At 68.0% G+C, this 12,769-nt stretch carries 13 protein-coding genes; 6 read left to right on the top strand and 7 right to left on the bottom strand.

What is annotated here, in order from left to right; all coding sequences use genetic code 11:
- Nucleotides 1-79: 79 nt before the first annotated feature.
- The 6 genes from AU195_RS16620 to AU195_RS16595 are packed head-to-tail and all read left to right on the top strand — an operon-like array spanning nt 80 to nt 6,639.
- Entirely contained in the window at nt 80-814 is a 735-nt protein-coding gene (locus AU195_RS16620) for an enoyl-CoA hydratase (protein WP_059160164.1), read from the top strand.
- Between the two features lies 1 nt (nt 815).
- A complete protein-coding gene (locus AU195_RS16615) occupies nt 816-1,931 on the top strand; it encodes an MBL fold metallo-hydrolase (RefSeq protein WP_059160163.1) in 1,116 nt (371 codons plus the stop codon).
- A 9-nt stretch (nt 1,932-1,940) separates the two neighbouring features.
- On the top strand, nt 1,941-3,542 hold the full coding sequence (locus tag AU195_RS16610; RefSeq protein ID WP_059160162.1) for a serine hydrolase: 1,602 nt from the start codon (nt 1,941-1,943) through the stop codon (nt 3,540-3,542).
- Between the two features lie 13 nt (nt 3,543-3,555).
- Entirely contained in the window at nt 3,556-5,964 is a 2,409-nt protein-coding gene (locus AU195_RS16605) for an HAD-IC family P-type ATPase (RefSeq protein ID WP_059160161.1), read from the top strand.
- A 4-nt stretch (nt 5,965-5,968) separates the two neighbouring features.
- Complete coding sequence (locus tag AU195_RS16600) at nt 5,969-6,199, top strand: antitoxin (protein ID WP_059160160.1); 231 nt, start codon at nt 5,969-5,971, stop codon at nt 6,197-6,199.
- A 2-nt stretch (nt 6,200-6,201) separates the two neighbouring features.
- A complete protein-coding gene (locus AU195_RS16595; RefSeq protein WP_059160159.1) occupies nt 6,202-6,639 on the top strand; it encodes a type II toxin-antitoxin system Rv0910 family toxin in 438 nt (145 codons plus the stop codon).
- 197 nt (nt 6,640-6,836) lie between these two features.
- Here the strand turns inward: AU195_RS16595 and AU195_RS16590 are convergent, their stop codons facing one another.
- Genes AU195_RS16590 through AU195_RS16565 form a run of 7 tightly spaced genes read right to left on the bottom strand, consistent with a single transcriptional unit; the run spans nt 6,837 to nt 12,728 of the window.
- Nucleotides 6,837-7,880, bottom strand: coding sequence for an NAD(P)H-dependent amine dehydrogenase family protein (locus AU195_RS16590; protein ID WP_059160158.1), 1,044 nt, complete (start codon nt 7,878-7,880; stop codon nt 6,837-6,839).
- Nucleotides 7,877-9,094 carry a cytochrome P450 gene (locus tag AU195_RS16585; protein ID WP_059160157.1) on the bottom strand — a complete coding sequence of 406 codons (1,218 nt, stop codon included), beginning with the start codon at nt 9,092-9,094 and terminating at the stop codon, nt 7,877-7,879. The genes AU195_RS16590 and AU195_RS16585 overlap by 4 nt, the downstream gene beginning before the upstream one ends.
- Complete coding sequence (locus AU195_RS16580) at nt 9,091-9,507, bottom strand: hypothetical protein (protein WP_059160156.1); 417 nt, start codon at nt 9,505-9,507, stop codon at nt 9,091-9,093. Before AU195_RS16580 ends, AU195_RS16585 begins: the two co-directional genes overlap by 4 nt.
- A 9-nt stretch (nt 9,508-9,516) precedes the next feature.
- Nucleotides 9,517-10,239, bottom strand: a complete 723-nt coding sequence (locus AU195_RS16575) for a hypothetical protein (protein ID WP_172800611.1) — start codon at nt 10,237-10,239, stop codon at nt 9,517-9,519.
- The gene (locus tag AU195_RS26230; RefSeq protein ID WP_014211088.1) at nt 10,236-10,364 is read right to left on the bottom strand and encodes a hypothetical protein; all 129 of its coding nucleotides are present in this window, start codon (nt 10,362-10,364) and stop codon (nt 10,236-10,238) included. The genes AU195_RS16575 and AU195_RS26230 overlap by 4 nt, the downstream gene beginning before the upstream one ends.
- Before the next feature lie 13 nt (nt 10,365-10,377).
- Complete coding sequence (locus AU195_RS16570; RefSeq protein WP_059160154.1) at nt 10,378-11,199, bottom strand: CbbQ/NirQ/NorQ/GpvN family protein; 822 nt, start codon at nt 11,197-11,199, stop codon at nt 10,378-10,380.
- Entirely contained in the window at nt 11,196-12,728 is a 1,533-nt protein-coding gene (locus AU195_RS16565) for a nitric oxide reductase activation protein NorD (RefSeq protein ID WP_059160153.1), read from the bottom strand. The genes AU195_RS16570 and AU195_RS16565 overlap by 4 nt, the downstream gene beginning before the upstream one ends.
- Between the last annotated feature and the right edge of the window lie 41 nt (nt 12,729-12,769).

Raw genomic sequence — 12,769 nt, 5'->3', positions numbered from 1 at the left:
TCTTCGGCCATTTGCAGACAGACCACAACCACCGTCAAAAGCCTTGCCAAATGGCAGCGGCTTGACATAGGAGAGACGCATGATCGGTGCCACACGCGACGGCCACGTGCTCACCCTCGAGATGCAGAGGGCGGAGCGGCGCAACGCCCTCAACGGTGAACTCGTCGACGGTCTGCGCGAAGCCATCGAGAAGGCCACCACCGAGGACGTCCGGGCCATCGTCCTCACCGGACAGGGCCACGTGTTCAGCTCGGGTGCGGATCTGTCCGGCGGACAGGGCGTCGCCGACGAGCTGCCCGACAAGGCCAGGGCATTGAACTTCGCCATCGACAAGGCGCCGGTCCCGGTGATCGCCGCGATCAACGGCCCGGCGATCGGCGCGGGCGTCATCCTGTCGATGATCTGCGATCTGCGGGTGGTGGCGCCCGACGCCTACTTCCAGTTTCCTGTCGCCAAATACGGTATCGCGCTGGACAACTGGAGCATCCGGCGGCTGACGTCGCTGGTCGGCGCCGGCCGGGCCCGCGGCATGCTGCTGGCGGCCGAGCGGCTCACCGCCGACGTCGCGCTGCAGACGGGGATGGCGAACCGGGTCGGCACGCTCGCCGACGCGCAGGCGTGGGCGCAGGAGATCGCCGGGTTCGCACCGCTGGCGCTGCAGCACGCCAAACGGGTGCTCAACGACGACGGCGCCTATGAGGACCCCTGGCCCGCGCACCAGGAACTGTTCGACAAGGCATGGGCCAGCCAGGACATCATCGAAGCGCAGGTCGCGCGAATCGAGAAGCGGCCGCCGAGGTTCCAGGGGGCCTGACATGTTGGGTGCAGCGCTGCGGTTCGGATTCGGGACGGCCTCGGTGCTGGCCGGTGGCTGGGTACTGCGGGCGCTGCACGGCACACCCGCCTCGCTGGGTGCGACCCCGGCCGAGATCCACCCGGTCGCCAAACGGTCGCCGAACTACCGCGACGGCGAGTTCTTCAACCTCGAACCGGCCGCGGCCATGTCCATGGAGGCCGAAGAACGCCGCATGCTGATGCGCGATCTGGTGCTCGGCGACAACGGCAGGCCCGGCGGTCCGATCCCGGTGGTGACCCCCACCGCCCCCGACGCGCAGGCCGCGGGGCTGGCGGCCTACTGGCACGGGCACTCCACCACGCTGGTCGAGGTCGACGGCTACCGCGTGCTCACCGACCCGATCTGGAGCGCCCGCTGTTCGCCGTCGCGCGCCGTCGGCCCGCAACGCCTGCACGAACCGCCGGTGCCGCTGGAACAGCTGCCCGCCGTGGACGCGGTGCTGATCAGCCACGACCACTACGACCACCTCGACATCGACACGATCCTCGGGCTGGCGCGCACGCAACGGGCGCCGTTCGTCGTCCCGCTCGGCGTGGGTGCGCACCTGCGCAAGTGGGGGATCTCCGAAGCGCGGGTGGTCGAACTCGACTGGAACGAGAGCCACCGCATCGGCGAGCTGACGCTGGTGTGCACGCCCGCTCGGCACTTCTCCGGCCGGCTGTTCACCCGCAACACCACCCTGTGGGCGTCCTGGGTGATCGCCGGGCCGCGACACCGCGCGTTCTTCGGCGGCGACACCGGATACACCGCCAGCTTCACCGAGATCGGTTCGGATCACGGGCCTTTCGACCTCACCCTGCTACCCGTCGGGGCGTACCACCCGGCGTGGCCGGACATCCACATGAATCCCGAGGAAGCCGTCCGCGCGCACCGGGACCTGACCGACGCGGGCGGTGGCGTGCTGCTGCCCATCCACTGGGGCACGTTCCGGCTGGCGCCGCACGCCTGGGCCGAACCGGTGGAGCGGTTGCTGTCGGCCGCCGATCCGGCGGGCGTGAGCGTCGTGGTGCCCAAACCGGGGCAGCGTGTCGAGCGGGGCGCGTCACCGCCGATAGACCGATGGTGGCAGCTCTGAGCGGCTAGCGTGCAGGCTGTGAACCGCCGACTCCTGCCGTTGTTCGCCCTCGCCGTGACACTCACCCTGGTCGCGGGGTGTGACTCCGCCCCGACCGAGCAACCGCAGTCGGCGCCGCCGCCAGCGGCCACCCCGAAGTCGGACGTCCCGCCGCCGCTCGTCCCCGCCATGCCGCTACCGGAGGGCGCCGTCGACAAGGCCGTCGGCCAACTCGACAGGATGGCCGAGGACCTGCTGGCCGAGACCGGGATCCCCGGGATGGCGGTCGCGGTGGTGCACGGTGGAAAGACGGTGTACGCCAAGGGGTTCGGTGTCACCGACGTGAGAACGGGTGCGAAGGTGGATCCGGATACGGTGTTCCAGCTCGCGTCGCTGTCGAAACCGTTGGGCGCCACCGTCGTCGCCCACCAGGTCAGCGAGAAGGCCATCGAGTGGGACACGCCGATCGTGTCGAAGCTGCCGTGGTTCGCGCTGTCCGATCCGGCGGTCACCCAGATGGTCACCGTCGGCGACCTGTACGCGCACCGCTCGGGGCTGCCCGACCACGCCGGTGATCTGCTCGAGGAGGTGGGATACGACCGCCGCGCGATCATCGAGCGGTTGCGCCTGCTTCCGCTGGCGCCGTTCCGGGACTCGTACGCCTACACCAACTTCGGGCTCACCACCGCCGCCGAAGCGGTCGCGACCAGTGCCGGAAGACCGTGGGAGACGCTCGCCGAGGAGGTGCTGTACCGGCCGCTGGGGATGACCTCGACCAGTTCGCGTTTCGCCGACTACGAGAAGCGCCCCGACCGGGCGGTCGGCCATATCCACGTCGACGGCCGCTACGAGCCGACCTACGTACGGAACCCGGACGCGCAGAGCCCGGCGGGCGGGGTGAGTTCGTCGGTCAACGACGTGACCAAGTGGCTGGCCATGGTGCTCGCGGACGGGTCCGCAGGCGGGAAACAGCTCGTCGCCCCCGACGCACTGCTGCCCGCCGTCACGCCGCAGATCGTTTCGAGTCCGGCCGGTGAACCGGCGATGCGGTCGGGTTTCTACGGATTCGGCTTCAATGTCAGCACCACGTCGGCCGCACGCGTCGAGTTCAGCCATTCGGGCGCCTTCGAACTCGGCGCGGGGTCGAACGCCCTGTTCTTGCCGTCCGCGGACGTGGCGATCGTGGCCCTGACCAACGCCACCCCGGCGGGGGTCCCCGAGGCACTGACCGCCCAGTTCGCCGACCTCGTGCAGTTCGGCGAGGTGCGCGAGGACTGGTTCCGCCTCTACAACGACGCGTTCGTGGCCATGGCGAAGCCACTCGGCGCGCTCGTCGGCAAAAAGCCGCCCGCCGATCCGGCTCCGCCCGCGCCGCTGACGACGCTGGCCGGCACCTACAACAACGACTTCTGGGGTCCGGCCGAGGTCAGCGAGGCGGGCGGCACGCTGGGTCTCAAACTCGGTCCGCGCGGTGAGGTCTGGCCGCTGAAGCACTGGGACGGCAACGTCTTCACGTTCAGCTTCGTCACGGAGAACTCCCCGCCCGGATCGGTCTCGAAGGCCACGTTCGACGGGAACCGGTTGACGCTGGAGTACTTCGACCAAGAGGGTGACGGAGTCTTCACGCGATGAGCCGAGTACCCCGATGACGGTGGGTCCGGCACTGAGGACCGCCGGGCTGACCGATGCCGAGGTCGCCCGGCGCGTCGAAGCGGGCCAGTCGAACGACGTCCCCACCCGGGCCGCGCGCACCACCGGTGAGATCGTCCGCGCCAACGTGTTCACGCGCATCAACGCCATCCTCGGCGTGCTGTTCGTCATCGTGCTGTCCACCGGGTCGATCATCAACGGCGCCTTCGGCCTGCTGATCGTCGCCAACAGCGCGATCGGCATCATCCAGGAACTGCGGGCCAAGCGGACGCTGGACAAGCTGGCGATCGTCGGCCAGGCGAAACCGTTGGTGCGCAGGGAGTCCGGCACCCGGGCCATGGCGCCGAGCGAGGTGGTGCTCGACGACATCATCGAGTTGGGGCCCGGCGACCAGATCGTCGTCGACGGTGAGGTCGTCGAGGACAACAACCTCGAGATCGACGAATCCCTGCTCACCGGCGAGGCCGACGCAATCGCCAAGGACGCGGGCGACCCGGTGATGTCGGGCAGCTTCGTGGTGGCCGGCTCCGGCGCCTACCGCGCCACCAGGGTGGGGCGTGAGGCGTACGCCGCCAAACTCGCCGAGGAGGCCAGCAAGTTCACGCTGGTGAAATCGGAACTGCGCAGCGGTATCAACCAGATCCTGCGGTTCATCACCTACCTGCTGGTGCCCGCCGGTCTGCTGACCATCTACACCCAGCTGTTCACCACCGACACCGGGTGGCGGCGCGCGGTGCTGGCCATGGTGGGGGCGCTGGTGCCGATGGTGCCCGAGGGTCTGGTGCTGATGACGTCGATCGCGTTCGCGGTCGGGGTGATCCGGCTGGGCCGACGGCAGTGCCTGGTCAACGAACTGCCCGCCATCGAGGGGTTGGCCCGCGTCGACGTGGTGTGTGCCGACAAGACGGGCACGCTGACCGAGAACGGTATGCGCCTGCACGACGTCGAGACGTTCACCACCGATCAGATCGCGGACGTCCTGGCCTCGATGGCCGCCGACGACACCAGGCCCAACGCGAGCATCCAGGCCATCGCGGAGGCCTACCCGGACCCGCCCGGGTGGACCGCCACCGCGGTCGCGCCGTTCAAATCGGCCACCAAGTGGAGCGGGGTGTCCTACGGCGCGCACGGCAACTGGGTGATCGGTGCGCCCGATGTGCTGCTCGACCCGTCCTCGCCGGCGGCCGAACAGGCCGAGGCGATCGGTTCCCACGGGCTGCGTGTCCTGCTGGTCGGGTCGTCGGACCTGCCGGTGGACGATCCGGCCGCGCCGGGCACCGTGACCCCGGTCGCGCTCGTGGTGCTCGAACAACGTGTGCGGCCCGACGCCCGGGACACGCTGGACTACTTCGCCACCCAGCAGGTGTCGATCAAGGTCATCTCCGGCGACAACGCGCTGTCGGTCGGCGCGGTCGCCGGCTCACTGGGACTGCACGGCGAATGCATGGACGCCCGCAACCTGCCCGACACGACCGACGAACTCGCCGAGGAGATCGAGTCCCACACCACGTTCGGTCGTGTCCGCCCCGACCAGAAACGGGCGATGGTGCACGCGCTGCAGTCCCGCGGACACACCGTCGCGATGACGGGCGACGGCGTCAACGACGTGCTCGCGCTCAAGGACGCCGACATCGGCGTGGCGATGGGCGCGGGCAGTCCGGCCACCCGGGCCGTCGCGCAGATCGTGTTGTTGGACAACAAGTTCGCGACACTGCCGTACGTCGTCGGCGAGGGCCGCCGCGTGATCGGCAACATCGAACGGGTCTCGAACCTCTTCCTGACCAAGACCGTCTACTCGGTCCTGCTGGCGGTCCTGGTGGGGGTGGCGGGCCTGGCGTCGGAGATCTTCGGGACCGATCCGCTGCTGTTCCCGTTCCAGCCCATCCACGTGACGATCGCCGCCTGGTTCACCATCGGCATCCCAGCCTTCGTCCTGTCGCTGGCGCCGAACAACGAGCGCGCGCACACCGGGTTCGTGCGGCGGGTGATGTCGGCGGCCCTGCCGTCCGGACTCGTGGTCGGGACGGCGACGTTCATCGCGTATCTGCTGGCCTACCAGGGCCGCGCCGCCAGTGAGACCGAACAGATCCAGGCCTCCACCGCGGCGCTCATCACGTTGCTGGTGACGGCGCTCTGGGTGCTGGCCGTGGTGGCCCGGCCCTACGAGTGGTGGCGGGTCGCACTGGTCGGGCTCTCGGCGCTGGCGTACGTGGTGATCTTCTCGATTCCGTGGGCTCAGGAGTTGTTCATCCTCGACCCGACGAACGTGACGACGACCACGATGGCGCTCGGAGTCGGCCTGGTCGGGGCGGCCGCGATCGAAGCGCTCTGGTGGGGGCAGGGAAGGTTGCTGGGGGAACGGCGCCGGCTGTGGCAGGAGCGTCAGGACGCAGCGGTAGGCTGACGTCATGGCATTCCTCGACAAGGTGAAGAACTGGGTGTCGAAGAACCCCGACAAGGCCGGCAGCGCGATCGAGAAGGCCGGTGACCTCTTCGACCAGAAGACCAAGGGCAAGTACACCAACCAGGTGAACAAGGCCCAGAGCGCGGCGCAGAACTACGTCAACCAGAACAACCCGCAGCAGCCGCCGCCTCCGCAACCCCCGGTCAACCCGCAGAACCCGCCGCTGCACCCCTAGCCATGGCGAAGCTGTCCGTCTCCGTCGACGTTCCCCTACCGCCGGAGCAGGCGTGGGAGTGCGCCTCTGACCTGTCGCGGTACAAAGAATGGCTGTCCATCCACCGGGTGTGGCGCTCGAAGCTGCCCGAGACGTTGGACAAGGGTGTCCGCATCGACTCGATCGTCGAGGTGATGGGCATGCCCAACCGGGTGAGCTGGACCATCGTCCACTACAAGCCGCCGCAGGCGATGACGCTCAACGGCGACGGCAAGGGCGGGGTCAAGGTCAAGCTGATGGGCAAGGTCAAACCGTCCGGTGACGGTTCCACCGTCACGTTCGACATCCATCTCGGCGGCCCCGCCCTGTTCGGGCCGATCGGCATGGTGGTGGCCGGGGCGCTCAAGAGCGACATCCGGGAGTCGTTGAACCGGTTCAAGACCGTCTTCGCCCCTGCCTGAGCGCTCCATGTGTCGGAGCATCACGGCGACGGCACACCGGCAGTGCGGTGTCCCTGCCGATAGCCGTCACCGGCGGGCGGCCGATCCGCTGGCGGAAGCGCCGACGACCTGCTTCGCCACCCGGTGAAGCACGGCGGGATCGATCCGATACGTCACCATGCCACCTCAGAACTGGTGCGCACGCGATTCGCCGACGGTCACGGGCGCACCAGCCCGCGGGGCCGGATCAGGCCGAGATCGAGGTGGGTGACCCAACCGGGTGGCGCGTCGCAGACGTCGGGGATCGCGTTGATCGCGCCCATCGCCGTCCAGTCGTATCCGGGATGCCGCAGCGACCCGTCGGCCTGATCGAAGCCTTGGAGGGTCAGTTCGCTCGGCGGGTCCCCGTCGATCACGATGCGGTAGCGGGTCTCTCCCCACTCCCACCGGGGTTCGATCTTGTCGGAGGTGAGGTAGATCGCGTGATAGACGATCAGCGGCGCGCCGTCGACCCATGCCGTCCACTCGTGGTGCTGCGCGGCCACCGTCCCGCGCGGGATGGCGCCGAGTTCGTGCGGGATGTCCTCGGTCGCGACGGCGGCCCTGACGTCGGCGGCGGTCACCTCGTCGATCTGCACACCGAGGCCGGCCGCGATCATGTACATCGACTGGGCGAAGAACGGCACGCCGAGGCCGAGGATCGTGGGTTCGGTCAGGAACGCGTCGCGGTCCTTGCCGAAACCCATCCAGTCGATGTGGTCGAGCGGCGCGTCGGTGAGGACGTTGACCACTTCGAAGACGCGGATCTGGTCGATCCTGCTCATCACGCGGGCCAGGGTGAGCGGCAGGATGTCGCCCGCGTAGCCCGGATGGATGCCGCCGGCGTGGAACGACGTGCCGCCGTCATGGCACGCGGCGCGGATCTTGTCCCCGTCGGCGGCGAAGTCCGGTGTCGGATAGAAGAATCCGCTGGTCGTCACGACGTTCTTGCCGGAGCGCAGCAGTCGGCAGACCGTGTCGGTGTCCATGATGACCGGCGTGAAGAAGACGCAGTCGGCCTCCATCGCGATCACCGCGTCGATGTCGTCGGTCGCGGTCACTCCGATCGACGGGATTCCGGCGATGTCACCGGCGTCCTTGCCGACCTTGTGGCTGTCGTGCACCAGCACCCCGACGAGTTCGAACACGGGGTTGTCGGCGAAGTGCCGGATGCCGACCTGTCCGACGTCGCCGGTCATCCACTGGATGACGCGATAGGTCATGTCCGTCGCCGCACCGGAGTGAACGTGACAGGGATGCTGCGGAATCCACGCGTGACCGAGTTGCCGTGGAAGGTGGCGGCACCGTCGGACGCCAACACGTAGTCGGGTATACGCGTCAGCACCTGTTGAAGTCCGACCGTGAACTCGAGGCGGGCGAGGTTCGACCCGAGGCATCGGTGCACGCCCGCGCCGAAGCCGAGGTGGCGGTTCGCCTGCCGGTCCAGGACGCATCGATCCGGGTCGGGAAACTGATCGGCGTCCCGGTTGGCCGACGCGTAGTTGACGATCACCGACTGGCCCGGACAGAACGTGTGGCCGCTGACTTCCACCTCGGCGGCCACGGTGCGCGGTATCCCGTGGATCGATCCGGCATAGCGGATGAACTCCTCGACCGCGCGGGGCAGGATCTCGGGTTCGGCGATCAGCCGGTCGCGATCGGCCGGGTTCGTCGCGAGGTGATGGAACGCGAACGACATTGCACTGGCGGTGGTTTCGAGCCCTGCCTGCACCAGCAGCATCGCGTTGGCGACGGCCATCTCGAAGGGCAGCGGCTCACCATCGATCTCGGCGTTGAGCAAGACGTCGATCATGTCGTCGCGGGGAGGCTGCGTGGTCCTCGCGGTGACGGCGCGGTGGAGATGGGCGTACAGCGCACCCCAGGCGCCCATCCGGACGTCCTCGGTGTCGCCGTTCAGCGCGGTGTCGGTGAGCTCGACGCACAGCGGTACATCGTCGATGGGCATGCCGAGCAGGTACTTGAAGAACACCACACCGGGCTGGTGCCATGCCACGTCGGCCAGGTCCCCTCGTCCGGACTCGATGAACTGGTCGAGCAGGCGGTCGGTCTCCTGACGGATCTGCGGCTGCAGCGCTTTCATCCGTGCCGGCGAGAAGTAAGGGTTCAAGACCTTGCGGAAACTCTGCTGACGCGGCGGGTCCATGGTGATGACGAGGTCGCCCGCGAGCTGTTCGGCGCCCTCCGGCGTCGGGTTGCTCGAGAAGTGTTGCCAGTCCTGCAGAATGCGGTAGCAGTCGTCGTAGCGGGTGGCGACCCAGGCGCCACCGGGGGTGGGGGCCAGGAACGGCGTATCGGTGTGGGCGAACGGCGCGTCGCGCCGCATCACCGCGTAGACGTCGTACAGGAAGTCGTTGTCGCGGAAATCCTCGTGGCGAAGGTCCCAGTTGCGGGCATGCTCCTCGACCGAACGGGTCACGGCGACGGCACGCCCTGCTGCTCGGCGGCTTGCCGGGCTTCGCGTTCTTCGTGGATGCGCACCAGTTCGCGGAACCCGAGCCGGTTGTAGCCCGGGACCGGCTGAATGCCCCACTCGTCCTGCGCGGTGTCCTTGCCCTCGGCGCCCTCCGGTGGGCCCAGCGGCGGGTAGGGCACCTTGCACTCCAGGGCGTCGTCGGAGTACCGGACCTTGAGCAGTTCACTGCAGATCTCGGTGAGGCTCAGCGTCGGGTAGCCGTAGTACACCGCCATGAACGGCAGCGTGAAGGCGCCTTCGATGACCAGGGCCACCAGGCACACCAGCACGGCCCGCTTGATGTAGCGGTGCATGCGGGCGTAGTACGGCGTGGTGCCGGGTGGGAGGTCGTCGACCTTCTCTTCAGTCGTGGTCACAGTTGCTCCTTAGTCCGAGAAGATCTCGCGATTCACCGTGTGCAGGTAGGGGATGGCCAGGAACGGTGTGATGTAGAAGATGTCGTAGATCCACCATCCGATGACCGGGAAGACCACACCGGCATAACGCACGTCGGCGTACATGGTCATGTTGAACACGTAGACGCACCAGATGAGCACGCCCATCCAGCAGGTGATGATCATCCACTGGTGGCCCCACCGCTTCATCTGCAGGAAGCCGATCGCCGCGGCACACCGCATCGCGAAGACGGTGAGGATCATCCCGAACACCATGGATTTCTCGCCGGGCGCGGCCGCGCCCCCGACCCACGCCTCGTTGTAGTGCCAGAAGTAGCCGGCGTCGAACATCGCACCCCAGCCGACCATCAACACCCGGTTGATCAACGTGTGGTTGGCGACGAGGTCGAGTGCCCAGCCGAGGCTGTTCAGCATGCCGTCGATCAGGACCAGGTAACCGATCAGCGTGACGATCATCGGCCGCATCGACAGACCGGCGCGGGCGGCCTGCCGTTGCAGCCACACTCCGCGCATGAAGATGGGAAACCCGATGAGCCCGGGCACCCACATTCCCATCAGGGCGGCGCCGGTGATCATCCACTTGTCCGCTCTGCGTTGCGCCAGACGCGATTCCTCGTGATGCTCCTCGAGGCCGACGCTCCCGCCCGGCGGTTGCCTGGCGGCCGAACGCCGGTTCAGCAGAGGGAGATTCACAGCTCCCACCACCCGCGGGCGAACGACATGTAGAGCTGGATGCCGAACATCGCCAGCAGGTAGCCGTAGATGACGATCTGCAGGACGATCAGCGCCCTCTTGCGCTTGCGCTCCTTCTGATCCATGTGGAACTCCCCTCTATGCGGATGTGCTCGGGCTGTCGGCGGCCAGGCTGGCCACGGCGACTTCACGCAGACCGTCGGTGATGGCACCGTCGGTGGACAGCGGTGCGAGGATGCACGCTTCGGCGGCCTCCAATTCCGTTGCGCCGGCGACGATCAACTGTGCGGCGGTGACCAGCACCCGTGTCGACGGCGGCTCGAAGTGAAAGGCCTCGTCGGCGGTGCGGATGGCGGTGGCGCACCGGACGAGCCGCGTTGCCGTCGCCGATCCGACACCGGTCTCGGCGACGATCACCCCGGCTTCACGCTCGGCCGGCAGGTAGGTCATCGGCAGCGTCACGAACCGTTGGCGGAAGGACGGTTTGAGCTCCTTGAGCGAGCTGCGGTAGGCGGGGTTGTACGAACAGACGAGCATGAAGCTCTCGGGTGCCCGCACCACCTCGCCGGCCCGGTCCAGATACAGGGCGCGCCGGTGATCGGTCAGCGAGTGCAGGATGGCCAGCGAGTCGTGGCGTGCCTCCACCACCTCGTCGAGATAGCAGATGGCGCCGGCCTTGACGGCCCGGGTCAGTGGTCCGTCCGTCCATACGACGTCACCACCGGTGACCATGAAACGGCCGACCAGATCGGAACTGGTGAGGTCGTCGTGGCAGCTGACGGTGACCACCGGGCGACCCAGCAGGACGCCCATGTGCTCGACGAGGCGGGTCTTGCCGCACCCGGTGGGACCGGTCAACATGACGGGAAGACGCTGGTGATAGGCCTGTTCGAAGAGCCTGACCTCGTTGGCGTTCGCGTAGTAGTCAGTGCCGCTCGTGCGCTCGGAGGCGTCGCTCATGCGGCCACCAACTCGCGATGTACGTGGGCCAACACCCTGGGTAGCTCCTCTATCCGCCGGATTCGTTGTGAGCGACGTGGTCCGAACACCTCGGGCAGCGGGTCGACCCGGGTGGGACCCACGCCGACGTAGTAGATCCGCACCCCCGCGTCGTCGGCCTCCTCGACCGCGTGCGCGGCATCGGCCCAGGCGTAGCGGCCCTCGTATCCTTCGTCGGAGATCAGGCCGTCGCCGATCACGATGAGCAGGCGTCGCTCCGACGACTGCGCCAGCAGCCGGCTCGTCAGGTGGCGCAGCGGTGCGCCGAGGCGGGTGTAGCCGCCGGCGGCGAGACCGAGACGGCTGGGTGGGACGAACCGTCGGTCCTCGAAGTCCTTGAGGCAGGTGACGTCGACGCGGTGCCGGGTGTTGCCGGTGAAGACGAAGATGCCGTGGCGTTCGTGCGCCAGCGTCATCGCTCGGGAAAGGGCGTCGGCACAGGCCAGTTCGAGTGCGAAGATGCTCCCGCCGTGTACGCCGAGCGAGGAGCTGCCGTCGAGTAGCAGCGCCGTGGTGACGTCCCGGCTACTCGGCAGCAGCTCGCGGAAGATCCTCGGTTCGATCGCCTCGCCGGTGGCCAGGTCGATGTAGTGGCGGACGTACTGTTCGACGTCCAGGTCGGAGCCGTCTTCGAGGCGGTTCTTCATGGTGCGGTGGGTGTGTTCCTCGAACCATTTCCGCAGTTCCGCCGACACCGGTTCCGGCGGTCGGGTTCGGGTGGCGAGCGTCTTCTCCAGCACCGCGACGTGATTCGGCATGAAGCTCTTCGTCCATGCGTTCCATTCCGGATAGGGGATACCTGGCCGATGGTCGGGTGTGATGTCGAGATCGTTGTCCTGTGGTCGGCTCGGTGGCGGCAGGTTGGGGTTGCGGATGCCGCCGTCGCCGCCCACCGGAACCGAATACGGGCGGGGGAGGCGCTTCTCGGTGGTGGTCCACGGCATCCGGCCGAGCGTGCGCCGCATCTTGTCGGCGACACTCTGCGGCGTCGTGTACGCCAGCGGTAGCCGGCCGAACAGCGGATGGGGATACACATGTCGGCCGCCACGCACGGCCGCGATCGCCGCGTCGAGCATCTCCGCGGCGTCGAGGTCACCGGGCAGCGTCTCGAGATCGCCGACGATTCTGCGGAATTCGGGCAGCAGGCCCGGCCATCGGGACGACACCCACCCCAGGGCGACCCTGCCTTCCACCACCGTCAGCGCACGCAGTTCAGGCGCCGAGAGTTCGTTGAGGCGGTACCCGACGATCCGCTCCTTGGACGGCGCGCACTGCAGCGCCACCCCGCACGTGACGGTTCGCCTGGTCCAGTCGCGTGCGAGTGGCGGGTAGGGCACGTGCACGAAATCCAGTGCGGCGCTGAGGCCGAATCCGCGGTGCTCCCCGGTCACGAGGCGGACGCCCTCACGACGTCGTCCGCTCAGCGCGACGGCCGTCACAGCACAACTGCGTTCGACCGCCATCGCGTGGGTGTCGGAGAGGTCGGCCATGGCAGATCAGAAGGTGCCGATGTTGGAGAACATCCAGTACC

The organism is Mycobacterium sp. IS-1496 (assembly GCF_001499995.1).
GTDB lineage: Bacteria > Actinomycetota > Actinomycetes > Mycobacteriales > Mycobacteriaceae > Mycobacterium.
The sequence above is the reverse complement of the archived record's forward strand: the minus strand, read 5'-3'. Positions and strand labels throughout refer to the sequence as shown.